Source organism: Paenibacillus glacialis (assembly GCF_001637205.1).
GTDB lineage: Bacteria > Bacillota > Bacilli > Paenibacillales > Paenibacillaceae > Paenibacillus_AQ > Paenibacillus_AQ glacialis.
Map to the genome: position 1 here is coordinate 1 of NZ_LVJH01000021.1, position 26156 is coordinate 26156.

A 26156-nucleotide genomic window follows, 5' to 3' on the forward strand; every position below is an offset into this window, starting at 1 on the left:
GGCTCCGTCTACGAATTGGACTCGGAGATTTTTTTTCAACTTCAATAAAGTATCGGTCGCGATATCTAACGTGATACGATCTGATACTTGGTAAGATAGTATTTCGTTTGTGGATGCGTCTTTTACAGTGGATAGATAGGCCTTCTTGCCTTTGCCATAGAATAAATAAGTAATGTCTGTTAGGAGAAAACCTTCCCAGGTATATTCTGCTTGAATTGACGGTTTAATAGGTTCGGAAATGTTCTGTGTTCCTTCGTTGCTTTCGCCATTCGACGATAAGGATTGGCTTGGCGAATCGGACAAATGATATTATATTTTTTCATAATACGTCGGATACGTTTTAAGTTGTATACTATGTTGAATTGACCTGCTAATGTCATTTTTAGTTGGCGTGCACCTTTCTTTCGTCTACGATAATAGAAGGCTTTAAGTACGATTTCCTTAACAAGCCTATCCTGCTTCTCTCGCTTCGCTTTACGTTCTTGTGATGCGGCAGAGAAGTAGTTATAGTAGCCAGAACGCGACACACCAGCTACTTCACATAAATACCTGGCTTTATTCTTTAGATTGTATTTCGTGACAACCGATTGGATCTGTTGAAATTTCTCCCCCGCCCTTATTTTGATTTCTTTCTCATCCGCCTCTCTGCCATTTCGAGCTTTTTTAGTAATTCATTCTCAGCTTTAAGTAAATTATTTTGCGCCTCCAAGCGTGCGTATTTCTCCTCTAAAGAAAGTTCACTTTCGCTTGGTCTACCTGAATTACCTTTTCGTGTATCTTGAAGACCCACTAATCCTACTCTTCGATACGCAGAACGCCAACGCTTCGCTGCTGAGTGAACGCGATCCATCCCCAGGATTTCGACGTCGAAACCACACACTTCAAAGATTTGTCTCGGTAGCATTCCTGTTTCATATTCAGCGATGAATAGGCGTTTAAATTCATCTGTGTAAGTGATACCTTTTTCGCTTACGGTTTTCACGTATGAATTCGTACTTAATCGTTTGACTTCATTCTTATTAAATAATTTTTGACTCATTAAGAATCACTCCAACATTATATTTTTTCTCATTATACAGAAAAACACCCTATAGAATAGACTTTTTTAAAGTGTCTATTCTATAGGGTACATTTTAGATAAAGCTTGGGCTTTTTTATGCAAAGAAAATACTTGAGTAATCTCCCTATTCGAGATAACATGCAACAAACTCCAAAATTGGGTATAATCAACTTGTGAGTGTAGTAGTTGAAATGACTGTATCGAAGCTAACAAATGACGTTGATATTCTAAACAATTATTCCTTAATCGGACTAGAAGTAGACGATGCAACCTCGGCTCAATTATTAGAAATTGCAAGGCTCCACTGCAAGCTTGCCCTCGAGCATGGCAAAGCATGTTCTTATTGATCAATTGAAAGAATCGCAAAATATTGAGCTTGTTATGAAGAGAGAGGTATTTTATTGGAACAACTTCAACTACCAGCATGGGCAAAACCCTCGTTCGATGAACGATTTAATGAGCAAGCAAGGTTGGTTGGAAAGCTACCTGAGATTGAATTATTGCGTCTAAAGCGTATGCTTTCTCTTTTTTTAAGGCGTACATATTTACTCACATTATTTTACCAAGCTGCTAGCTGATTGTTTTTCTTTCCACATCATTGTAATGACAAGACCAATAAACATAATGACAGCAGCAAAGAGATATGGATAGTTGATGTTTACATCAAATAATATACCGGCTAATGCGGGCCCGACAATATTACCCAAGCTTGTATAGGTTGAGTTCATTCCAGCGATAAATCCTTGTTCTTTTTCGGCCGATTTTGATAAATAGGTCGTTAATGCTGGTCGTAGCAAGTCAAATGCGAGAAAGATGAAGCAAGTTACTAGCAAAATGGCTAAATAGCTAGAGATCATGGTGGATGCTACTGCTAATACCACGCCAGTGATTAAGCATAACTGGATGAGTTTCTTTTCACCGAGTTTATTTACCATTTTACCAAACATAAAGACTTGAACAACAACTCCAAATATTGAACTTATTGTAATAATGGTAGCAATATCTCGCGGAGTGAAACCAAATTTATGATCAGAATACAGACTAAATACAGTTTCATATTCTGATAAACCAAAGGCCAGTACAAACACAATAATAAAGGCAATTAAATATTGTGGATGAAATGATCTTTTGATATCACTTACAAAGTTTGTATCTTTTTTAAGCTGTGTGGTTTCCAAAAGCTGCTGTTTGGTTAGTGGCTCTTTTAAAATAAATAGGGATGAAATACATGTTATTAAAGCGAAGCCACCAGCAAAGTAGAAGGGTGCACGCACACCCAGCTCAGCAATAAAACCTCCAATGCCTGGACCAATAATAAAACCGAAACTAATGGCGGCAGAAATATAGCCCATCGCTTTTGGCCTTTCCTCTATTGAGGTAATATCTGCAACATAGGCAGTAACGGCTGGCATAATAAATGCACCACTAATGCCTCCTAGAATTCTGGAGAAATAAAGAACGGATACTTGTGTACTTAAACCAAAGATCACCTCGGATAGACTAAAAATAAATAATCCGATGATGATCATTTTCTTTCTGCCATAAGTGTCAATCCATCGTCCTGCTAGGGGAGACATGAGTAATTGTGCGAATGCAAAGGCCGCCATAAGATAACCCATCGATTGGCCTGATAAATGCATCATATTCATAAAGGATGGCATAACAGGGATGATGAGCCCGACGCCTAGAAAAACAATGAATATATTACTTAATAGAATGAGTAAGACTGTTTTTTGTTCTTTCAATGGTTTCTTCATGAAGTAATACCTCTCTTTTGTAAAATCATAGCTGTGAAATACCTCTCCAAAATACGGTCCATGAGGCATTTAGTTTATCGTTTAAACGTTGTTCATTATTCCCATATGCAAGCTCTAACATGATCGAATCAACAACACCTAAGAAGGCAAGAGTAGGGATGGAGGCGGTATCTTCCATGATGCCTTTGGCATCAATCCAATCTTGAAATTTGCTTTCTAGAACGGTTTGAATCTTTGTCTCCGTATCAATGACTTCCTCATTAATTGCTGATGCCAGATGGAGAGGTGGGAAGAAAGACATACGTAGCCAAAACTTTAACTGCTCGCTCTTTTGAAACAAATCAATGACCAATTGCAAATATCCAAATAAATCTGCTTTGGGATTATGGGTATCCACTTTACTCAAATATTGTAGTTTCGATGAGATTTCTGCCTCTTTGGCATCTTGTAAAACTTGTAGAAATAGATCATCTTTCCCTTTGAAATGAGCATAGAGAGACTGCTTTCTCATACCGACATTCTCAGCAATTTGAGACAGAGATGCTCCCTCATACCCATGAATTGTGAAAAATTTTAAAGCGACGTCTTTAATTTCTTTTCTTTTCAATATAATCACCTCGACATTAACGAACGTTCGTCAGTTATATTATCAAATTTAACTTTTTAATGCAAATATAAATTGTTATCAGTGTTTAAGGTCGAGAGGTTATTCTATACTCATGACACCCTTTTAATGTACAGAACAGAAGCTCTCTTTTTCTTGCCAAGGGAACTTTTGTGTTTATAAAAAGAACATTCTGTTATTGGAGGATGTAAATTGAACCTTGATTGTTTCCAAACTGGACAATAAGAGGTAGATAACTACTGTAGAGCCGTTATTGAGGGAAGGTCAGTGGCGAATGAATGATAGAATAATTTTTGGGTAGTGTAACTAGCTTGCGTGGGAGAGCGCTTCGCTAGCAACGATGAGGACAGGGGTTCAGCTAAGCGAGTTGTACGAATCTGAGCTCTATCTCAGCGGGCTAGGAACATAAAGTCACGCTCTTTGGCCGCGAAGCTAAAATATCCCTTCGGGCAGTGATGGAGCCAAGGAAACACCTACTTATTATGTGAGCATGTCATACTTCCTGACGGATGTCACATAGTTATGGTAACATATAGGAGATGATAGTTTTAGATAATGCCTATTTGAATGGAGAATGTTCTTATGGAGAAATGTACTAAATGTAATGGGATCGGCAGAATCAAAAAGTTTCTAAGGAGTAAACAGTGCGATACGTGCATCGGAAAAGGCTTCATCATTCATGACATTTATGCATCGTACCCTTCATCGAACAAGACTAAAATTGGTAGATCAACTTCTAATACTAATGATCTACTTGATCCTTTAAATCCCTTGAGTCCAATCAGTCCTATATATCAAAGTAACTATTATGGCGATAATCCACAGCAAAACACCAGCGAATCATCATGCAGTAATGATAGCTCATCTTCAAGCAACGATAGTGGTGGTTATGATTCATCGAGTTCTGATAGTGGGTCTTCTTCTTGTGACTAAAGTTAACAAGGGTAGGATTGAAGCCAAGCAGCTATACATAAATCTCCTCTCGTATTTCTAGTGAGGAGGTTTTTATATGCGAACAAACACTTGCTGACAGATTAATGATGGTCCGAAATTTTGATGAAGAACCATATGGATATGGTGTGAAAGATTGGAAAAGAGAGAGTATTAGCATCCATATCTGTGATTCCCAATCTTCTTTATACCTCTATTTAATGTTGTTAAGGGAGGGGAATGTTCTGGGGCTATACAATTGATGCATTTGGTTACGATTGGATAATTGCGTCTTTCTCCGATTTTTTTAATCCTTTAAAGACTAATTCGTAAGAATGATCAATCATTTCGAATAATTCTTGTTCTGAAATAGTTCCATCGATCAAGATGGTATTCCAGTGGTTTTTGTTTAAGTGATATCCCGGAGTAATCGAAGAGTATTGTTGTCTTAAGCTTTCCGCTATAAATGGATCGCATTTCAAGCTGATTTTTAGCTGATTGTTATGCTCGTTAATCAATGCAAACATTTTTGAGGCAACTTTTACTACAAGAACATCGTTACCGAAAGGATAATCCTCCAGGCTGTTCTTTTTTGACAAGCAGTAACTGGATAATGCTTTAATGTCCATGATCATCTATTTCTCCTTGAGTTAATTTATTTGCCAAATGTACAATTCAATCAAAAGAGTATCACATCATTATTTGCTAATATTCTGCGAGGAAGAGATAGCATGCAATGAATAGATTTTCTAATTTTACATTGTTTAAATAGACTAAATCAAGCAACACTTTGAGTCAGATATATTTTAACTATTACAAGGGTAATTTCGCCATGAATGAAAGCTGTAAGCAATCGTAAGCTCATTTTACTTACCTGAACTATTTAACGCGCTGGTAGAGAAGAAAACCATTCTCTTTCCAACGCGTTATTTGTTTACTTCAGAGAGGGATGGGATTGAGGGAAATGCTTCAAATGGAAGAGCATGGTGTCTGAAACGACCGCTAAAAGTTTACACCGGAATAAGCTTCATAAGCCTAAAATTAGAGTGATGTGAATCCTTCTATTCTCCACCATATTTTGGCCTTTAAAAAGACAGCTACATACTGCTTAAAGAGGATATGCTATCATCCTAAGTTCCTTGATCAGTCTTGACCTGGACGGGCATGGATACGGAATTTTACAAACAATGTAAAAAACACTTGTGAGAGTCTTCTAGCTCCTGTATACTTCAAAAGTGAAAGGATGTTCATTTATGGTCCAAGTATTGAAAGATGAATTGCGTCAAGCGATTCTCCGAAACGCTCAAGATGAATTTATGGAATATGGGTATGCAGCAGCTTCCATAAAACGCATTGCAGACAAAGTAGGCATGTCCGCTGGCAATCTTTATCGATATTACGCAGGTAAGGAAGCATTGTTCGATGCCGTTGTTAATCCCGTATTCCATGAGTTGGAATTGGTAATCAGGAGCAACGTTAAGGAGCCCTCGAACGAAGGGAATATATTTGAACTTGTTGTTCATGCGTTGACCGATATTATCGGAAGTATACGCAAACCGCTATTAATTTTAATCGACAGTAGTAAGGGGACAAAGCACGAAGATGCCGTACTGAAGCTGCATAAGATGATGGTAGACAATGTCGCAAGCCATTTGGAGGCATACAACAGTGCTCAGGGGCGGAAAGTGTTCACAGAGCAGGCAGCTTGGCCGATTTCTGTTGCTTTTATGCAAGGTTACTTTGAAATCGTTCGGCGACATCCGAATACTGATGATTGTAATAGTATGGTTCGCCAGTACGTCTTATTTTGGTACCAAGGTTTGCGAGCATTTCTTTAACCTGTGCTGGCAGGCTTTTTCTTGGTTTAATAATGAATATATATTCATTTTTGAGGAGGGGATAATATGAATAGAATGACTCGTAACTACATAACCGAAGAAGGATTTAATGTGGAGTATACCGTTGTTGGACAGGGAGAACCCGTTCTGATCATGCACGGTGGGCATTCCAATTGCAATGAGGTACTTGGTTACAGCAAATTAACAGACCGAGGCTATTCTATCATCACCCCCTCGAGGCCGGGCTATGGGAAGACCTCCAAGGAGCTAGGGGAGAATATTAGCATCGCGTGCGAAGCATACCTGAACCTTTTAGACGATTTGTGTATCCCTCAAGTTCATATCATTTCCATATCTGCCGGCGGTCCAAGCGGTATTCATTTTGCATCAAAATATCCTCAGCGAGTAAGAAGCCTAATCCTTCAGTCGGCCGTTTCCCATAGATGGTTGATCCCCGATAACAAATTGTATAAATCTGCCCAACTCATATTTCGCCCATCTAATGAAAAATACGTTTGGGCCATGATGAGGTTCATGAATAAATGGTTTCCTCGTTTACTTTTCAAGAGCATGATTGCATCCTTCAGTACATTTCCGAGAAAAGAGGTGTTACAGAACATTAGTGAAGAAGATCTATATCTGTTCAAGCAAATGTTGAATCGTCAGCGTTCAGGATCTGGTTTCTTTATTGATTTAGAGCAGACAGGACATGATCTAAATCCCGTTTTATCCACCATTCAGTGTCCAACTCTCATTATGCATAGCATTCACGATGCGGCTGTATCCGTGGTTCATGCACGGCATGCTCATCAACATATTCCTAATGCACAACTTTGCGAGTTAGATACTTGGGGTCATTTGATATGGCTTGGAGAAGGTGCCCATGTAATGTATCATAATTTGTTTGCTTTTCTGGAAAAACAAGGTTAATCATCATTACCATGCAAGTCTATTAGATCTGAGTCCAAAAATATATTAAATGCTATGGAAGTGAAACTAACCACTTCGGGAGAGCGCTTCGCTGTCAGCGACGTGCTCAGGGGTGATGATCCCCTATGTTCCACGAACACCTTATACCAAACTGTAGATGCCGATTTTCCAAAAAAGTCATGGTTAGAATATTGTTATCTATTTCTATCATTTAAGTTCAAGCTACTGAATGGTATGATAGGAAGTGGGGTGAAGATGAATATGAATAATGAGACAACAAACGAGGAAGTAAACAATAATCAAGAAACTATTTCCGAAGAAAACATGGTTGAGCTTCTAAAGGCTGTTCACCATAACGGCATCGTATCTTTGAACAAGCACTTTAAGGAAGTCCAAGGCCAAGTGCTGCACCTGGAAGCCTATGGTCCGGTTTTTATTTATCATGTGAAGGACGATTCCAATGATGTATATTCCTGTGGTTTTTTTCTGCGAGAGTTGGTCGCAAGGTTCCAGTCAGGCAATGATCCGGCAATTTGGATGGCTTCCTTCTTCTTTGAGTTGATGAAGATTAAGGGAGGTAAAGCCCTTCCACAACCAGCTTCAAACGAAGACGAAGCGAAAGCAATCATAGACAAGGTGTTAGTTCCCAAATGTATAGAAGAAGTACGTCAGGAATTTGCTCCGGAGGAAGTACAAGCGGGGCTAGGCTGGAACCAAGAGTACGGTCCGATCTTCGAAGCTGGATTCCCAGCGATAAAAGAAGGAAATAACGTGTGTGCATTCCCTTTACATCTATTGTTTACACATTTGCAGTTGAATCGGGATCCTTCAGAGCTGCTTCTTCAAGGCTTGTACAAGATTCGCAAAGAACATGGTATGGACTAAGATGTGCTAATATGGAGCTCAAGTATGAAGTTCTCCCTAGGTTACACAAGACAAAAAAGCTACTTCTTCGGAAGTGGTTTTTTTGTCTTATCTAGTCTCAGAGAAGGCTAACCAGGATTAGTCGGATGAATGACTTCGATCATTATAATTCATCTATGACTATTCCAATGTTATCCACTAAACTATATATCCCTCCGTCTCGATCGAAGTTAGTTGGACTAACATCAACCTTTTGATCGTGAAATACGGATAGTTGGTAGAGCGCATCACTGGCAGTTATGAGGTCAGAGGTGAGGGTCCCCCTAGGTTCCACCATAAAACGAATATAAACCACGTCTTCGGACGTGGTTTTTTTGTATGCTGAAAGCCCCAACGGGAATGAAATTGGGTATTCTGTAAGCGCCGAGGGAGAGAATGTTCATACCTGTAAAGGCAAGAGCAATGGGTAATATACGTCGATTTGATATTAGAGACTCTTCGGTCTGTCGCACGTTATAGATCTTGTATTTTTATCAAAAAATAAAAATCATGCTATCGAATCATGGATTTGTATCATTTATCGAAAAAAAGTTAATGTGAAAGTGCAAAAAATCATGCATCTATTATCTCGTTTCATGTATTTGAAGGAAGTAGAATGTTTGTAAGAGGGAGACGATAAATTCCAATCAATCCATAAGTAATAACTTTTTCGTAATGAATTGAAAGGGGTTGCAACAAATTAGCAGGGAGGATGATTATGTCGCAGGTAACGGCGAAAGAACACTACTCTTCGATTCCGCCTAAACGGAGATCCGTGAACGAAAAAAGTTTTTTTCAGCGATTGTGGAAGCAAATGGACATCCAGTTAATGGTCTGGCCAGGGGTTTTACTAATATTTATTTTTGCATACATTCCGATGTATGGCGTGCTTACAGGGTTTATGGATTATAACATTTTTACGGGAGCAAATATTTTTGAGAACCCATGGGTCGGATTCAAACACTTTGAGGATTTTTTTAATGCTCCGCAGTTTTGGACGATTATGAGAAATACGATCGTGATCAGTCTTTTGAAATTGCTTGTTGGTTTTCCGGCTCCGATCTTGTTGGCGATGATGTTGAATGAGGTTCGTCATAGGAATTTCAAACGTGTTATTCAATCGATTACATATTTGCCGTATTTCATGTCATGGGTCATCGTAGGTAGCATTGTTATGAGTTTGCTCTCGACTGAGAACGGGAGTGTCAATATGTTGCTCAAAGGAATAGGGGCTATCGATGAATCGATTAACTTCCTCTCTATGAAAGACTATTTCTGGGCGATACTCGTATCAACGAATGTATGGAAAGATATCGGGTTCAACTCCATTATCTTTATGGCTGCGATAGCGGGGGTAAATCCGAGCCTATATGAAGCAGCGGAAATCGATGGTGCGAGTCGTTTCAAACAAATGTATCTCATTACGATTCCGACCATTATGCCGATCATCATTATCTTTATGATTTTGGCCATGGGAAGTCTGCTGAGCGCTGGTTTTGAGGATATATTGATCCTTGCGCAAAATCCAAGTCTACGACCCGTGTCTGATGTTATTGACACGTATGTATACCGAGTAGGTTTGCAAAATCAAAGGTATGACTTCGGGGTTGCGGTTGGTTTATTCCGTGCAGTTGTAAGCGTTATGTTGTTAACCATTGCTAACTATTTGGCGAGAAGAACCGGTAACAGTCTTTGGTAGAACATTCGACACTAAGGGGGGGATACAGTGCTTTTCAAGCGTTTAGGATATACTGACCGCATTATGATTGTAGCGATATATGTGTTTCTCATTTTGTTATCTTTTACTGCTCTATATCCGTTCTGGAACACACTGATTGTATCTTTAAATGAAGGTCTTGATACAGCGAAGGGTGGCGTTACGTTCTGGCCAAGAGCATTCACCTTGAGCAATTATTCAACTGTTTTTGCAGACGATAAGTTACTTAATGCATTTATGATTACTATACTTCGAACCGTTATTGGTACCATTTCCGCGATATTTATGACAACGATGCTTGCCTATGGGATGAGTAAATCCTATTTGATAGGTCGTAAATTTTTTACCATATTTTTTATCGTCACGATGTATTTTGGTGGCGGGTTGATTCCCACCTTCTTACTAATCAAATCTTTAGGACTGATGAACAATTTTCTTGTTTTTATTATTCCTGGGCTAATCAGTGTATGGAATATGATCATATTCAGAACATTCTTCAAAAGTTTGCCTGCTGGTCTTGAAGAGTCGGCTCAAATTGATGGTTGCAGTAACTGGGGGGTATATCTGAAAATTATACTTCCGCTGTCTGGTCCCGTTATTGCGACGCTCGGTTTATTTACAGCTATTGCACACTGGAATGACTGGTTCGCGCCAACGATTTATATTACAAATCAAGACTTGATGCCTGTTCAGACAGTACTGAGACGACTTCTAAATGCTAACCTCTTTAACGAAGCAAGCGGGAACAGCACCGGCACTATCAATAGTTTGACATTGGAGACGGCAAGTAAGAAGAGTTTAACCTCGAAGTCACTCATAAGTGCTACCATCATGGTTGTATCGCTTCCGATTATTGCGGTATATCCATTTGTTCAAAAGTATTTTGTCAAAGGCGTCATGGTAGGCTCCTTGAAAGAGTAGTTGTGGCTTTGGTGTGAGGCGCTTGCGCTTTAGACATATAGAATATGAATGAGAGGGGTAATATTGGGATGAAAATAATGAGGAAGATGCTATTGGTCGTTACAACCGCATTCCTTCTGACAACTGTGTTCGCGGGCTGTAGCAAATCAACTAACGATCCGAAGCCTAGCACACCGAAGAACTCGAATGTCAGTACAGATGAAAAGCCAGCAGATGTATGGCAATTGGGTTCAAGCGATCTAGAGTTCTCAGCCTATGCTCACTATGGATGGCTCGATCTTCCAGCGAAGATGGAGGATGTTCCATTCTGGAAGTATCTGAAAGAGAATAAAAAAGTAAACATTAAGACAATAGCTGCACAAGGTAATCACTCTCAGCTCATGACGACAATGATGGCGGATGATGACCTTCCTGATATGATCTTTGGAAATCGTTATGATCCAGATATTATGAGACTTTATGAAGCTGGTAAGCTCGTTGCGCTCGACGATTACATGGAGAAATATCCAAACCTTAAGAAATGGCTCGATACAAAAAGCGCGGATATGCTTCGTTTCCCGGATGGAAAGCTATATCAATTCCCGAATTGGTACACATCTAGACCAAACGGAAGCGCAGGCTATGTCGTGAATAAAAAGATTTACAAAGAACTTGGCTCACCGACTTTAGAAACGATGGACCAACTCTATGATTACTTAGTTAAAGTAAAAGAAAAGTACGGTGAAGAAGTTATTCCTTACGAAGCAGACCGTGCAGTAGACGGTCAAGGTGTGGGTCTAATTTATACGGGCTTCAAAGAAAATGCTTATTATAGATCTTTAAATGGAAACACGCTTGCCGTTGTTGATGAGGCAAACAATAAGCTGGCTTCCTTGTTTACAGACCCAGCTTTCCACGAATCACAAAAGTTTGTTTCTAAGTTGTATCGTGAAAAATTGATATCTCAGGATATGTTTACGATTACGGATAGAGGACCGGTACAAGAGAAATTAATGTCTGGTCGAGTTGCAGTATTCGGTAGTTCGGATCCAATGCCTTATGCTTCGGCAGCACATTTGGCTCTTTCTAAAGAAGATCCTGAAGCAGGTTATTTCATGATTTGGCCATTCCATAAAGCGGGTCTGGACAAAAACAAAATTTATCCAGGCGGTTATGACCTACTAGGTTGGAACGTAAACGTCATAACTACTGCTGCTAAAGATCCTGAGAAAATCTTTGCATTCTTGGATTATATAACAGGACCAGAAGGCATGGTTATTCAATATTATGGACCAGAAGGCGGTAACTGGAACGGATTGGATGAGAATGAGCAACCTATTTTAACAGATCAATATAATGCGAAAGAAGTATCTGAAATTCAGGCAGCCAACAATCCGGTTATGATCGCAGGTAACACGGCATATATTGACCCAGCTAAGATGAAGTTTGAATTAGCTAAGCCTGTGGAAGAACGCAACTGGCTTGCTCGTTATCAAGAGTCGGTGACATGGAAAACGCATATTGACCAGACCGCTTTAGCGACACACTTGACGCCAGATCCTGGCACAGAACTGGCGGATACAAGTGTGAATGTACTTGATATTTTCTTGCAAACATTATCCGCATCTTCAACAGCTAAGAGTGATGAAGAAGTTGATAAGATTCTAGATCAAGCAGAAAAAGATGCTCAGGCATTAGGTTATAACGAACTGCTTGAGTGGCGTACTGAAAGATGGTTAGAGAATAAGAAAATGCTTGGTCAGTAATTTTCAATTGTAAGATAGAGTCCATCCCTGGGAAGAGATAGTATAACCTTGGGATGGACTCTATCAATTACTAAGGTTAGCGTCAAAGACTAAATTTGATGCTAACCTCAGTAATGGAGAATCAGATGTATTAATTTTTAAATTGTTGTGTATTGTTATCGAATATATTGATATAATTTTACAAAAACACCTTTATATAAGCGAGTTGTATGGGAATGTTAGACTTTGAATGAACATAGAGAAAGGTTCCTGCGGTTAATGCTAGTCGGAGTTGTCTTAATCAACTTGATTTACAAAATAGAGATGATGAGCAGAAGTTGTATCCATTAGGGCTGGGACCCCTTCACATCAGTTTTTATGGTCATTATAGTTACTATACTATGCCACAATGGGGTACAGATCCTTCATCGAAATGGATTCAAGACAACTTGAATATACATATCAGTGGGATAAGCGCGGATGGAAATGCGAAGTTGACATTGCGGAAGATGATCGTAAACAAACAGCTTCCAGACATCGCAGATGGGAGAATATACTATTTTCCCAATTATTATACGAATAGACCTTATGGCAATGCTGGTTATGTATTAAATAAAAAAATATATAGGCGCTTGGCTATCTGAGGTGCTAAGCATCTTGGATGAAGCGCACCGTGCTTCTATGGAAGTCGGTTTTAAGAAATATTTGGACTATATTACGATAAGATGCATGAAAATATGAGGGTTCTGAATAACGAGTAGCAACGAACATTTCGCATTGATACGATTGTGGAGGGAAGAGTCTATGTATAATGTTTTGTTGGTGGATGATGATGAACTTGATTTGGAAGGAATGAAAAGATTTATTCCGTGGTCTGAACTAGGCATGGAAGTGAAGGGTTGTGTAAATAATGCGTTGTCAGCTTGTGAAATACTGGATCAACATGCCATTGATATTCTTGTAAGTGATGTAAATATGCCTTACATGTCAGGGCTCGAGTTGGCACGGATCGCATTGCAACGCAAGCCCAAAATAAGAATCATTTTTGTAAGCGGTTTCCAAGAATTTAGTTATGTGCAGCAAGCGCTATCGCTAAAGGCCTATAGCTATGTGCTGAAGCCTTTGGAGGATCGCGAGCTTATCGCTTCACTGATGAAAGTGAAGCGGGACTTAGACGAGGAACTGAAATATCGTGAAGTAGAAGAAGCGTATCAGGATATGATTCCAATTGCCAAAAGCGACATGCTTCTGCGGCTCTTCGAAGGCGAAGATACGACGGATCGTGAATTTATGGATAAATTAATGAAAACACATGAACTACACCGCTTGAACTGGCCCGTTCGCGTTGCTGTCATGGAATTGGATATGCTGTCGAGAGTGGATGACAACGCTCCATCCAGGCTTGAAGAATCCAGAACATTTCTGAAGCAGCTTCATGAAGCTGCGAATCGAGGGGACGTCGTTCCCTATTGCAAGCTGAGTCCACAGCGAATTGCCTTGCTTCTAGAAGCAAATGGAATCGAAGATAAGATCACACAGCTGATCGATTTCGCGCAGCGGAGACTGTCCCTTATGGTCACAACTGGACTAGGATCACCCGTACATACGTCGGAACAACTGTATGAATCGTATCGACAGGCAATTCAGGCCGTTGAAGGGAAGATGTTCTTTGGGAAAGGAGGCATCATTCATTTTGAAGAAGTAAGCATCGAGCCGGCCATGTTGGATTACCGTATGCTGGATAAGCATATGAATGCTTTGGTGAACGCGATTAAAGAGTATGAGCTTGTTCAGATCTATGATGAGCTTGAGAATTTATTCTGTGCCGTTACGAACTTGCGTTCCAAGTTCACGGTGCATAATTTGACCAGTTATATCATTTGGAAGCTGGATCAATATTTAAGCTCGATGAACGAGGATCTCTTCGAACTACTTGATATCGATATCCGCAAACTTGATATGTTGTTACAATTCGAGACGATCAATGATATACGCAAATGGATGCTTAATCACGTATTTCAAATTTCGGAGAAGCTCCACCAGAAGAACAGCACGAATGACAGCCAGTTTATCCGCAATGTGGTGAAGACGATCAAAGAACGGATGAATGAAAATATTACAGTCAAGGATATCGCTCAGCATTTTTCATTCTCGCCTAGCTATTTTGGATTTCTGGTCCGAGAGAAATCAGGACATACGTTCAACGAGTTGCTTGTACAGCTGCGCATGGAGAAAGCCTGTGAACTTCTTAAAGCGCCAGGAATGAAAATTTACGAGATTTCGGATCAAGTGGGCTACCGTTACTTGCCTTATTTCAGCAGGCAATTCAAAGAAAAGTTCGGCATGACACCGCTTGAATATCGGAAGAAAGAGAAGTAGCAGTGGAGGTAAAGATGAGACTGGGTTGGAAGAAAGGAAAAAATCGTAGGTATATCCCAATCGGGTATAAGCTGATGATGTCCTATCTTGTATTTATTATTGTTCTTGTAACCGTAAACGGCTATGTATCCCATTCGATGTACGATTCTTCCATGCGCAAGCAGACAAGTAGTAATATCCAAAGCACGCTGGTTCAAATTCGAGACAATGTAGCCTATAAAAGCGATGATATGGTACGAATTTCATCAACGTTATATGACGATGAAAATTTCATTGAAAAGTTAAAGCTAAAAACCGATAATCCCATGGATGCCAACTCGAGTTTTGATGACGTGATCAAACCGAAGCTAGCGAGCGCATCGAAGTCGATCGGCATTGATCTAAGACTGTTCTTGTATGTGGAGAATGAGACGATACCGGAGCATTATTACAATTATGAACGAAAGAATTATGATATCTACGAACGGGGCGCCTCGAACACTAGTCAACAAACGTTTAATATTTATCATAGGGCCCGTATTGAGCAGGATCCGTGGTACGATTTACTTCCGGATGAGGAATACGGCATTACGAAGTTATGGACCGAAGTGGAGGATGATGCACACAGTAACCGTATATCTATGATTCGCCGAATAGTAGATATACAAAACCCGCTAAACCTTACGGAAGTGGGAGTGATGAGGTTCAGCGTACGTAGAGATGAGTTTTTTGAAAGTGTGGATTATCGAAAGCTTGGCGAAGGAGCGATGCTAATCGTCCAAGACCGTACGGGGAATGTCATCTATGCTTCAGACGAAGAGCGGCATGATGTAACGAAGGAGAGTGAGCTCGATCTGAGTATGGCATTCCAAGAGGATTTCCACTCGGATGGGGAATACTTGACGCTAAAAGAGTATTTGCCTCAGCAAGATTGGTCCATTGTTGCGTATGTTCCTTTAACGACGATTCAACAAGAAGCCGTGCGCGTGCGGGCATACATTATAGGTATATGTATCCTGTGTTCTATTTTGTTTACCTTTATGGGCATATTTATGTCGGGTTACTTCTCCAAAAGGATTACGAAATTTATTTCTGTTCTGAACGCTTTCCGAGAAGGAGATTTACATAAACGCATTTCTTACAAAGGAAAAGATGAATTCTCGCAAATTGCCACGGCGCTAAATAGTATGGGGGAAGATTTTGAAGCCTTGATCAAGAAAGTATACTTAACCCAGCTAGAGAAGAAGGAAGCGGAGCTTGAGATGTTGCAGACGCAAATTAATCCGCACTTTCTCTACAACACACTCTCATCCATCAATCAGTTGGCCAAGTTCGGAGAAAATGAGAAGTTGCAGAATATGGTCGTAGATCTGGCTAAGTTCTATCGATTAACCCTGAATTCCGGTAGAACGTTAATTCCCGTCTCGTCAGAGGTTGAGCAGGCCAATGCGTATCTGAATATCCAAAAGGTTAAATACGGGCACAGGCTTGAAGTGACTTTGGATGTGGATGTTGAAGTGTGGAAGTATGAGACGATCAAGCTTATTCTCCAGCCCTTCATCGAGAATGTACTTAATCATGCATGGAGTGGCGGGGATCGTATCCATATTCGAATTGTCGCTCTGCTAGAGGGGAACGATATTCTGTATCGCGTGATTGACGATGGCATGGGTGTAAGGCAGGAACGCATTGCAGAGATTTTGAATACTTCGAGCGAAAGCGAGACTGGGTTTGGTATCCGAAATATCCATCAGCGCGTACAACTTCAATATGGTGAGGAATACGGTGTGTCTATATTTAGCCGTAAGGGCATAGGTACTTCTGTCAATATACGTATTCCGGCAAGGAAACGCAGGCTGTTTGTGGTGGAAACACAAGCATCGATCGAGAAGTAGAGAACAATATGCCTCAAGATTTTGCAATGCTTGACGGAATCTCGAATGTAGAGATTATGGTAGGCTGTGGTTTGTTTACAGAGTCGTTTCTGTGATTTGAGTCAGGTTACTAGGATTGCTTTTTGTACTAGTGAGTATTGGAAATGTCAGTCCATTACCATTCGCATCGCAGATGAAAATCTACAAGAAGAATATGATATAGAATAGTTGTCGTTGCGTCGCACTTCCATGGTTTTATAGCAGTGGATACGCGTGTGAGATGAAGTATCATGTTGGGAAGCTAATTTCGGCTATGCTATCGTTGTGAGGTCAGGGGTGGGATTCCCTAGGGCTCCGCCCAAACAATAAAAGCTACTTCCTAAGAAGTGGCTTTTATTGTTTGGGTTGAGCAAAGAGTTCACTTGATTCCGCTTTGTATACTTATTGAACTTTCAGATGTGATACGAATACTTGCGAATAAACTCATTAGTATTAACACAAGATTGAATCCCATCGTTACAATTAATCCAGATTGCATCGTCAATCCTGCAGCCTGACTAACAACTAGGATGGCACCGCCTATACCAATGACGACACCTGGTGTAAAAGAATCCGCAAATTGCAGATTTGCTGAGGTCTCGCCAGCCCCTTCTTCTCGAGTATGAGCAAATGCCACCGCACCGCTCGTTGGATGGGCTAATCCCATTCCGATCCCCGCTATGATTTGCCCAATAACCGCTAAAGTAGGCGTTACGGTTGGAATCCAAAACACGACTGCAAATCCGAGTGTAAGTAGCAGCACGCCTAGGATAATTCTTTTGTTACGCCCAAGACCCTGATCCGCCGTATCCCACCGTCCTTGTAGATAAGCAAAGAGACACCAACTTAGTGCGGCGCTAGCCACAATTAATCCAGCATTAGCTGGGGAAATACCTTTTATATCTATTAGACCTAGTACTAGAAAATTCTGCGTGCTGACATATGCTGCGAAGAACAGTCCCCGTGTTGCTAGAATAGCTGGCATACCTCTTTGGAATGTAAGAGTTCCCTTTGGTAGTAGCTTGCGAAGTGGATATGACATTATTGCTAAGCCAACAATGCTTAATATAACCCCTGTAATTTTCGGTAGCATGCCAAGTCCAGCTAAGAAAATCCCTGTTCCCATCGTTAACAATAAGGCCAACCAAGTAGAGGTGGCTCCATTCCCCTCTTGTGTACTATGTACCTTTAATTTCCTAAAGGCTGGTAGGCTAAGTAGTGCTGATAGAATTATGATTGGTAGTATACCCCAGAAAACAAACCTCCAAGACCACTGCCCAGCAATTAAACCGGCAACATATGGACCTAGCATGGATGGAAGAACATAGGCTGTCCCGAATGCACCGAGTATTTTGGCACGTAATTCATCGGGGTAACTTAAGGATATGGCGGTGTACACGCAAGTCATCATAGCACCAGCACCAAGGCCCTGAATCGCTCGTGCTAATATCATCATATACATGTCGCTTGCAGTCGCGGCAACGATCAGCCCCACGATAAACAAAACAAGTGCGTAAGTAAATGGTGCTGCAGGTCCTTTTTTATCAATGATACGACCTACCACCAAGGTGCCAACAATCTGGGCAAGCAGATAAGTGCTAAATATCCATCCAAACAGATGAATGCCTTTCAAATCACCTGCGATGGAAGGGGCGATCGTAGTTACAGCTAAACCTTCAAATCCTACTGCCATCACTGACAGAATAATTCCTACCGATAGTGCAACATAACGCGGACTGAAAATGCTTTGATTGTTAGACATTGGATGTAACCTCCAAGAAAGTTTTTTATGTATACGCCATATCCGGATACTTAGTAAACATATTTATTTATAAAGTTTAAGCTACAGTTCGGCTTTGACTTTGTCAACATTTTTATTTAAAATGTAGAGAGTGATGTAGAGACGTTGTTTTAAAAGGAGGGGCCCTATGAGCGGAAATCAAACGAATAAGGATACCTCAACAAAGACACGAAGAGGGATCATTGATCTGCTAAAGCAGCAGGGGGGAATGGATGTCAACGCACTTTCCTCAGAGTTTTTTCTATCTGGGATGGCCATTCGTCAGCATTTAAATGCGCTGAAAGAAGAAGGATTAGTTACTTATGAAGAAGAAGCTCGCCCTATGGGCCGGCCAGCAAAGCTATGGAGATTAACTCCTGAGGCTAATCGGTACTTTCCAAGCGGGTATTCGGAATTGTCAGTCAGTCTGATTAATTCAATGAGAGAGGCTTTCGGAAACGAGGGGCTAGATAAGCTACTGGCTGTCCGGAATAAGAATATGCTTGACCAATATCTTCTGCACCTTAGTGACGCATCGGACTTAAGGGGGAAAATGGAGAAACTAGCCGATATTCGAACAAATGAAGGTTATATGGCTGAGGTAAAGGATCAAGGCGATGGAAGCCTGTTGTTTATTGAGAAGCATTGTCCGATCTGTGAAGCTGCTGCTACCTGTGCCGGGTTATGTAAGAATGAGTTAAATCTCTTTCAAACCGTCCTTGGAAATAGTGTTCTTGTCGAACGGGTTGAGCATATTTTGGTGGGCGGAAGAAACTGTGTCTATAGGGTTAGTGAACGAATCAATTAGATACTAAGGCCTTCTAAAATAGTGGTTTTTGTACGGTTCCAGCTCGGGTTTGCGATGAGGTCAAGGATTCAATCCCCCTAGATTGCACTACAAACGGATATTACCACGTCATAGGACGTGGTTTTTTGTTAATTCTGGTGTAAACGCTGTTTATGACTTTTTCTAGTATGAAATCGCATAAAAATCATGTATGATTACGATTTGGAAAAATAACCCTTGCCTAAGGAGCAGACTATTGAAAAGAAAATGGATGAAAATATTGAAAAAAATTAATTGTTAATTGTGATGGTTGTGGTGGTTGCATTAATCTTTCCTACATGGACACCCTCAATTAAAGGAGATCATAGTATAAGTACATTAGAACAGATACAAATCAATGGCACTGGACAAGAAGTGATGATTAGGGGAGTGGATAAACGCAATCCGATTGCTTGAGAAGAATTTTACGATCGTTCGTTATGATCAACGGGGGAGTGGGAAGATATTGGAATCGGACAGGTTGCCGACATTGCGAAAAGTGAACGAGATAATTTTTGAGTATTCATTAGGTCAGGCAAAGACAGCTGGTAACATAAAAGATGTGGAAAGACTAGAACAACTGAGAGGCTTTGATGTGCTGAAAGCCTCCCGTAAAAGAATTTGTCTTATTTGAGAAATCGGCTCATTATCCACAGTTCGAGGAAGAGGAGAAATTCTTTGAGTGGTTGAATACAACTTGGAGTCACCTTAAATAAATTGGGTTATACAAACCCACCTTATTATTTGTTAACTGGTATATGTAATAATTCTGGAACGGTCACGAAGGTATAACCTTTGCTCCTTAGAATCTGAATGATTTCGGGTAAAGCTTGGATGGTGCCAGTCAGATCTGATCCGACCCCTCCCCCTGCATGTTGAAGAATGATTGAACCTCGTCCTACAGAGGAAAGAATATTCTTTTTCACTTCATTTTTACGAAGTCCTTTCCAGTCTAGAGAGTCCACATTCCAGTTAACGATTTTGTAGCCTTGTTTCTTGGCCCATTTCAACTGCTCTTCTGTAATATCCCCATAAGGAGGGCGTATGATCCTTGGTTTGTAACCAACGATATGTTGAATGATCATGTCTGTCGTTATTATCTGCTTCTGAAATTGTGATAAAGGTATTTTGGTGAATAGAGGATGATCATAGGAATGGTTACCAATGGCATGACCTTCGCGTTTCATACGAGAGACGAGACCGGGATATTCCTCTGCACGCTTACCAACGACAAAAAAGGTAGCCTTTACGTGATATTTAGAGAGTACATTTAACACAGCTGGTGTGAAGCGTGGATCTGGGACATCATCGAACGTGAGCGCAATTTTTTTACTTCTAGGTCCTTTGGTAACAATCGTCTCCGGGAATTTACGATAAAGCTGTGATAATGATAAACCTTTATTCTTTTGTTGATTTCGATGGGTAGAGTTCACTTTTTTAGAGTGCTGTTTAGATTGTTGTTTATGTAATATAGGCTCGGAAGCAACGCATAACTTCGTTAACGTATGAATGGACGTACCCCGTATTTCAGTCTGATCTTGGGGGATTCCGCCTAATATTAGATAGAACATGAAACACAGGGCTATTTTTTTTAACATTTAAAAGGGACTCCCTTCGAATCGAAACTGCGATGAACAATCTTTGTTGTTATTTCCGTAGCGTGTTGAAATTATGCTTGCAAAGATTATAATAGTTACAGATATGGAGAGTGGGAAGGGAGAATATAGACGATGACGGATCTATTTACACCTTATGAGCTAAAAGGAATGACATTGAAAAATAGAATTGTGATGCCTCCGATGTGCCAATATTCTGTACATGCAGAAGATGGAATTCCGAATTCCTGGCATGAAGTTCATTATGTTAGTCGTGCTGTTGGAGGTGCAGGTTTGATTATTGTAGAGATGACGGGGGTAGAACCTGATGGGCGTATTTCATCTCGAGATACTGGGTTGTGGAATGACGAACAAATCCCAGCACACCAGTCGATCGTTAGAGGCGTTCACGACAATGGCGGCAAAATTGGTATTCAGATAGGTCATGCGGGGCGTAAAGCTCAAGATGCACTACCACCTGTTGCGCCATCACCCATCCCCTTTGACGAGCGATCAAAGACTCCTAGAGCACTAACGACATTAGAAGTGAAAGAACAAGTTCAATATTTTCAGGATGCTGCAGGGCGTGCTGTAGAAGCAGGTTATGACACGATTGAAATTCACGGTGCACATGGTTATTTGATCCATCAATTCCATTCGCCTCTTACGAATCATAGAGAAGATGAATATGGAGCCGATCTTGCATTGTTTGGAGAAGAAGTTGTTAAAGCTGTGAAGCAAGTTACACCTCCTGAAATGCCCATCATCATGCGTGTATCTGCGATCGAGTATGTTGAAGGAGGCTATGATCTGGCTTACTGCGCAAAGATATGTGCGCGATATCGTGATGCTGGAGTGGACTTATTTCATGTATCTTCAGGTGGAGAGGGACTCATTGGATCGAATGGTGGACCTAATGCCATCCAAGGATTTCAAGTCGCATTAGCAGAAGGCTTACGGTCATTACTATATGTTCCCGTTATTGCGGTTGGAAGACTGGAATCGTTCGAAGATGCTAATCAAGTCATTGAAGCTCATAGATCGGAGTTAGTCGCTATTGGACGTGGGATGCTGAAAGATCCTTACTGGGCATTACATGCAGCACAATCATTAAATATCTCTGGGCAGATTCCTAAGCAATACTTGAGAGGATTCTAGGATTCTTAATTGATAGAGACACATTAGATGAAAAATAGGAGCTGACCCAAAATCAGGTGTTCAATTCACTTACTCATTAACGCTGTGTGGAACTGACTATTATTTATCTTTCACCTTAATATCTACAACAAATGAAACGTCTCGGTAGAGAATACCTCATCCGTAACGTTTTTTTGCTGTGCTGTGAAAAAGGTCATTTGTTTTCATAAATTCATAAGCTATCTTTAAGTAACTGGATTGTGGTTGATAAGGAGGCTTATTCCCATGGGGAAAGTAATATCTAACGAACGTGTAAGCGAACAAGTGTATTTGTTGAAGGTAGAACGAAATGATGAATGCCGTATGGGGCAATTTTATATGTTACGTGCGTGGGGGAACTACCCGTTACTCTCTCGTCCAATAAGTATTTTCAATAAAAGTGATGAAGGAATCGAGTTTCTAATTCAAGTGGTTGGAGAAGGTACGGAACTTCTTGCGGCACTTCGTCCTGGAGATCCGGTTACATTGGAAGGTCCATTTGGGAATGGATTTCCTGAGACGCAAGGTAGAGTAGCATTGATTGGTGGAGGAATCGGAATAGCACCACTGTATTACTGCGCACAACAAATCCCGAATGCCGATATCTATCTAGGGTTCAGTAAGGAGCCTTATTTATTAGATCGTTTCAGTTCTGTAGCGGGTAACCTTTATACCAATGTGGGGGGATATATCGTGGATGATGTTGATTTCCATCAATACGATACCATTCTAACTTGTGGACCCCATGGCATGATGAGAGCGGTCCAAACGAAACAACAAACAACAGGGTGCTTAAGCCGTGTCTATGTTTCATTAGAGAATCGAATGGCTTGTGGCATTGGAGCTTGTCTAGTATGTAGTGTGTCTTGTGTAGATCGTCGTAAAAAAGCTTGTACAGATGGGCCTGTGTTCGCGGCAGAGGAGGTTTTGTTCCATGATTGATTTAACGTGTCGAGTAGGGAATATTGATTTTAAGAATCCTATCGTAATGGCATCTGGAACTTTTGGTTTTGGAAGAGAATACGGTAAGTTATATGATATTTCCAAGCTTGGTGGTATTAGTGGGAAAGGACTCACCTTACATCCCAAGGCGGGTAATGATGGACTAAGGGTATTTGAGACGCCATCAGGAATGTTAAACAGTGTAGGGTTAGAGAATCCAGGCATCCCCTATTTCTTAGAACATGAATGTGAGAATTGGGAGACGTTGGACACGGTGCGAATCGTTAATCTTGGTGGTAATAGTATCGACGAATATGTGATGGGTGCCATACTTATTCAAGAAGATTATGATAGAAGACAAGCTTTAGGACGCCAAGCGGTGGATATGATTGAATTGAATATTTCCTGTCCTAACGTAAAAGAAGGAGGTATAGCTTATGGTGTGAAGACATGCGCTGCACGCGAAGTGGTTCGTCAGGTTAGACAAGCTACGTCTCTTCCACTTACGGTTAAATTGTCCCCAGGAGCAGAGAATCTCGTAGAAATGGCCATGATGTGTGAAGATGAAGGGGCAGATGCACTTTCTCTAATCAATACCATTTCAGGTATGAAAATAGATGTACATCGTCGGTCTAGTGTATTTCGTAACCTCTATGCAGGGCTGTCGGGGCCAGCGATTAAACCGATCGCACTACGAATGGTACATCAAGTGGCTCAACATGTGAATATTCCCATTATGGGTATGGGTGGGATTGTATCAGCAACGGATGTCATTGAATTCATCATGGCTGGCGCGTCAGTGGTGCAGGTTGGAACTTATAATTTCATGAATCTTCGAGCAGGACAAGATCTTATTGAGGGACTAGTACAGTTTATGCAAGTTGAGAATATAAAATCTTTGGACGAAATACGTGGAATATTATAGAATATTATATAGATCCTGCCGAACAAGAAAGGCTGAAGAAGTATGCACGAATACAATCCTGAGGATATTGTAGTAACAGAAGTTCCAATCGGACGTGATATGATGTTGATCATCACAGGAGGAGCTGCACATATTGGCGCTGTGTCTACGGCATATGTAGGTCTGAGCGGTGAGGTTGAAGTACAAACATCGGAGCTTCCAGGACACAAAGAACATACCATAAGTGAAGATTTAGCACTCAAAGCTGCACGGGTGCTCAATCGAACCGTAACCGTAGCTATGGGAATTCATTATGATGATATTTCGAAAGAAGAAATCATGGATATCATTGCAATCGTGAACGGTAAAATGGATGTTTTTTTACGGCAGGAATCCAAACTTCGAGCCTAATAAGGAAAAATATTAAAAAAAATGAAACATTATTTTTTTTAATGCGTAAACCTTATTATAAAAAACAAACATTTTCCTAGGAGGAAACAAATTATGTCTATGTTCAAAAGATTACGCGATTTAACGATGTCAAATATTAATAGTATGATCGATAAAGCAGAAGATCCAATTAAAATGACAGACCAGTACATTAGAGATATGCATGAAGATCTTGAGGATGCTGAGAAAGCTGTAGCAGCACAAATTGCAATCGAGAAGAAATTCAAACAACTTTATGAAGAACAAGAAGCACTAGTGGCTAAGCGTGGTCAACAAGCAGCTACAGCGGCTCAAGCTCAGAACATTGATCTTGCTCGTCGTGCTTTGGAAGAGAAGAAAGCAGCGGAAGTGAAGATGAACGAATACAAAACGAATTATGATCAGAACAAAGCAGCAGCTGACAACTTGCGTGGTAAGCTTGATGATATGCGCAAGCAATTGACAGAGATGAAAAATAAGCGTGAAACGTTGGTAGCTCGTTATAATGCTGCTAAAGCACAGACTGAAATTAACAAAGCGATGACAGGATTCAGTACTGATTCTGCAGCAAGTGGTCTTAAACGCATGGAAGATAAGATGATGCAAATGGAAGCACAAGCTGAAGCAAGTAATGAATTAGCTTCAAGTGAGAAATCATTGGATGCTGAGTTCGAAAGCTTAAATAAAGACCAAGCGGTAGAAGATGAGCTTGCAGCACTTATGAAACAATACGAGAAATAATAATCTTCTTATCCATTGTGTGAATATGAGGTTTCAACAGGCGAAGGAGCCAATTTATCAAATAGGCCTCCTTCGCTTTTATATGAATAAAAATAAGTCTGATGTGTAATTTGATGATATGGGGTGACGAGTTTAATGGATTTTGAGTATGTTCTAAGAGTGTTGGTCTGGACAGGTGTAGGCTCAGTGTTATTGTTTGTTCTACTCTATGTAGACTCCTTATTTACGAAATACAAAGATTTTGAAGAGGTTAAAGCAGGAAATATGGCAGTTACATCACGGATGATGATGAAACTACTAGCACAAGGATATATCCTATCAGTATCCATCTCTTCCTCTAATGAACTATTAGAAGCGATCGTAGTATCGATCATCTCTTTTCTTGTTCTACTTGTATTGGAGAGTATCGTACGTGTATGCTTACGAGCATGGGCTAAACTCGATTTAGATCTAGGAACGCAGCAAGGAAAACTTGGTTATGGCCTATTTGGTGGGACCCTTCACGTTGTAGGGGCTTTAATTATTACTGCTTGTTTGTAAAAGAATAAAATAGGAGAGGAGTCATAAAAGATGAGTATGTTTAAACGAATTGGAAACTTATTTAATAAAACAGAACCTCCTGTGAAGGAGAAAAGCATGTTAGGGCTTGCACCTGGTGATATATGTGAAGTATCTCTTGTGACATATGAAGTTGTGGGTAGAGTCCACAATCGAAGTCGTAATGCCGTAGTACTTACGTTACAGGATGGTCAGGACCTCGCTTATCTTCATATTGAAGAAAGAGAGAATTTACAGTATGCGTTGTATAAACCCATTGATGGTAGGTTAGATAATCCTAACGAGGTTCCAAGTATCATTGATTTGGATGAAAGATCTTTTCATCTTGAGGAAGAATACGAAGGAAATGTGTTAGTTACTGGAAGAGCACCATTTATGCAAGGCGGAGAGCAGCACGTATGGCAGTACCAATCTGATGATAATTTTCTGCTTCGTATTGAATGGCAGAATGGGCGTTTCATGATGTATGAAGGTGAAAGCTTAATTTCAGCAGATGTTAAAGTCATTCGCGCAAGCTAGGAGAGGATCA

Annotated in this window: 22 protein-coding genes and 2 pseudogenes; 18 read left to right on the forward strand and 6 right to left on the reverse strand. The window is 40.5% G+C overall.

The window, feature by feature from the left end; translation table 11 throughout:
- Positions 1 to 1039, reverse strand: a pseudogene (locus PGLA_RS28895) (IS3 family transposase); the annotation flags it as partial.
- Between the two features lie 345 nt (positions 1040 to 1384).
- Here PGLA_RS28895 and PGLA_RS27950 point away from each other — a divergent pair.
- Positions 1385 to 1570 carry a hypothetical protein gene (locus PGLA_RS27950; protein ID WP_161487878.1) on the forward strand — a complete coding sequence of 62 codons (186 nt, stop codon included), beginning with the start codon at positions 1385 to 1387 and terminating at the stop codon, positions 1568 to 1570.
- Between the two features lie 44 nt (positions 1571 to 1614).
- Here the strand turns inward: PGLA_RS27950 and PGLA_RS11755 are convergent, their stop codons facing one another.
- The 3 genes from PGLA_RS11755 to PGLA_RS11765 form a co-directional block, all read right to left on the reverse strand.
- Positions 1615 to 2817: an MFS transporter gene (locus PGLA_RS11755; RefSeq protein WP_068532869.1), complete on the reverse strand. Its 1203-nt coding sequence runs from the start codon at positions 2815 to 2817 to the stop codon at positions 1615 to 1617.
- 25 nt (positions 2818 to 2842) lie between these two features.
- Positions 2843 to 3424, reverse strand: a complete 582-nt coding sequence (locus tag PGLA_RS11760; RefSeq protein ID WP_068532871.1) for a TetR/AcrR family transcriptional regulator — start codon at positions 3422 to 3424, stop codon at positions 2843 to 2845.
- Positions 3425 to 4644: 1220 nt separating this feature from the next.
- A complete protein-coding gene (locus PGLA_RS11765) occupies positions 4645 to 5001 on the reverse strand; it encodes an MmcQ/YjbR family DNA-binding protein (protein ID WP_068533229.1) in 357 nt (118 codons plus the stop codon).
- A 624-nt stretch (positions 5002 to 5625) separates the two neighbouring features.
- On the opposite strand from PGLA_RS11765, the gene PGLA_RS11770 reads away from it, so the two are divergent.
- The 8 genes from PGLA_RS11770 (at position 5626) to PGLA_RS11810 (ending at position 16658) form a co-directional block, all read left to right on the forward strand.
- On the forward strand, positions 5626 to 6210 hold the full coding sequence (locus tag PGLA_RS11770; protein ID WP_068532872.1) for a TetR/AcrR family transcriptional regulator: 585 nt from the start codon (positions 5626 to 5628) through the stop codon (positions 6208 to 6210).
- A 66-nt stretch (positions 6211 to 6276) separates the two neighbouring features.
- Positions 6277 to 7140, forward strand: a complete 864-nt coding sequence (locus PGLA_RS11775; RefSeq protein ID WP_068532875.1) for an alpha/beta fold hydrolase — start codon at positions 6277 to 6279, stop codon at positions 7138 to 7140.
- Between the two features lie 255 nt (positions 7141 to 7395).
- Positions 7396 to 8025 carry a hypothetical protein gene (locus tag PGLA_RS11780; protein WP_245699821.1) on the forward strand — a complete coding sequence of 210 codons (630 nt, stop codon included), beginning with the start codon at positions 7396 to 7398 and terminating at the stop codon, positions 8023 to 8025.
- Between the two features lie 736 nt (positions 8026 to 8761).
- A complete protein-coding gene (locus PGLA_RS11785) occupies positions 8762 to 9742 on the forward strand; it encodes an ABC transporter permease (protein WP_068532878.1) in 981 nt (326 codons plus the stop codon).
- 63 nt (positions 9743 to 9805) lie between these two features.
- Positions 9806 to 10681, forward strand: a complete 876-nt coding sequence (locus PGLA_RS11790) for a carbohydrate ABC transporter permease (RefSeq protein ID WP_068533235.1) — start codon at positions 9806 to 9808, stop codon at positions 10679 to 10681.
- Between the two features lie 68 nt (positions 10682 to 10749).
- On the forward strand, positions 10750 to 12426 hold the full coding sequence (locus PGLA_RS11795) for an extracellular solute-binding protein (protein ID WP_068532880.1): 1677 nt from the start codon (positions 10750 to 10752) through the stop codon (positions 12424 to 12426).
- A 783-nt stretch (positions 12427 to 13209) separates the two neighbouring features.
- Positions 13210 to 14784, forward strand: a complete 1575-nt coding sequence (locus PGLA_RS11805) for a response regulator (RefSeq protein ID WP_068532885.1) — start codon at positions 13210 to 13212, stop codon at positions 14782 to 14784.
- Between the two features lie 14 nt (positions 14785 to 14798).
- On the forward strand, positions 14799 to 16658 hold the full coding sequence (locus PGLA_RS11810; RefSeq protein WP_068532888.1) for a cache domain-containing sensor histidine kinase: 1860 nt from the start codon (positions 14799 to 14801) through the stop codon (positions 16656 to 16658).
- A gap of 397 nt (positions 16659 to 17055) precedes the next feature.
- Here the strand turns inward: PGLA_RS11810 and PGLA_RS11815 are convergent, their stop codons facing one another.
- On the reverse strand, positions 17056 to 18438 hold the full coding sequence (locus tag PGLA_RS11815; protein ID WP_068532891.1) for an MFS transporter: 1383 nt from the start codon (positions 18436 to 18438) through the stop codon (positions 17056 to 17058).
- Between the two features lie 166 nt (positions 18439 to 18604).
- Between PGLA_RS11815 and PGLA_RS11820 the strand changes: the two genes are divergently transcribed.
- On the forward strand, positions 18605 to 19264 hold the full coding sequence (locus PGLA_RS11820; protein ID WP_068532894.1) for a helix-turn-helix transcriptional regulator: 660 nt from the start codon (positions 18605 to 18607) through the stop codon (positions 19262 to 19264).
- Between the two features lie 285 nt (positions 19265 to 19549).
- Positions 19550 to 19745 (forward strand): annotated as a pseudogene (locus PGLA_RS26745) (alpha/beta hydrolase); the annotation flags it as partial.
- A gap of 277 nt (positions 19746 to 20022) precedes the next feature.
- Here PGLA_RS26745 and PGLA_RS11830 read toward each other — a convergent pair.
- Positions 20023 to 20880 (reverse strand): polysaccharide deacetylase family protein, encoded by an 858-nt coding sequence (locus PGLA_RS11830; protein WP_068532898.1) that lies wholly within the window; start codon positions 20878 to 20880, stop codon positions 20023 to 20025.
- Positions 20881 to 21012: 132 nt separating this feature from the next.
- Here PGLA_RS11830 and PGLA_RS11835 point away from each other — a divergent pair, with 132 nt between their 5' ends.
- The 7 genes from PGLA_RS11835 to PGLA_RS11865 all read left to right on the forward strand — a co-directional run bounded on the left by PGLA_RS11835 (position 21013) and on the right by PGLA_RS11865 (position 26146).
- Positions 21013 to 22035 (forward strand): NADH:flavin oxidoreductase/NADH oxidase, encoded by a 1023-nt coding sequence (locus PGLA_RS11835; protein ID WP_068532901.1) that lies wholly within the window; start codon positions 21013 to 21015, stop codon positions 22033 to 22035.
- A 264-nt stretch (positions 22036 to 22299) separates the two neighbouring features.
- Entirely contained in the window at positions 22300 to 22995 is a 696-nt protein-coding gene (locus tag PGLA_RS11840) for a dihydroorotate dehydrogenase electron transfer subunit (protein ID WP_068532903.1), read from the forward strand.
- Complete coding sequence (locus PGLA_RS11845; protein WP_068532905.1) at positions 22988 to 23920, forward strand: dihydroorotate dehydrogenase; 933 nt, start codon at positions 22988 to 22990, stop codon at positions 23918 to 23920. Before PGLA_RS11840 ends, PGLA_RS11845 begins: the two co-directional genes overlap by 8 nt.
- A 42-nt stretch (positions 23921 to 23962) precedes the next feature.
- Positions 23963 to 24310: a prenylated flavin chaperone LpdD gene (lpdD, locus tag PGLA_RS11850; RefSeq protein ID WP_068532908.1), complete on the forward strand. Its 348-nt coding sequence runs from the start codon at positions 23963 to 23965 to the stop codon at positions 24308 to 24310.
- A 93-nt stretch (positions 24311 to 24403) separates the two neighbouring features.
- Positions 24404 to 25069, forward strand: a complete 666-nt coding sequence (locus tag PGLA_RS11855) for a PspA/IM30 family protein (RefSeq protein WP_068532910.1) — start codon at positions 24404 to 24406, stop codon at positions 25067 to 25069.
- A 135-nt stretch (positions 25070 to 25204) separates the two neighbouring features.
- Complete coding sequence (locus PGLA_RS11860) at positions 25205 to 25609, forward strand: DUF350 domain-containing protein (protein WP_068532913.1); 405 nt, start codon at positions 25205 to 25207, stop codon at positions 25607 to 25609.
- A 30-nt stretch (positions 25610 to 25639) separates the two neighbouring features.
- Positions 25640 to 26146, forward strand: a complete 507-nt coding sequence (locus PGLA_RS11865; protein WP_068532915.1) for a DUF4178 domain-containing protein — start codon at positions 25640 to 25642, stop codon at positions 26144 to 26146.
- Positions 26147 to 26156: the final 10 nt, after the last annotated feature.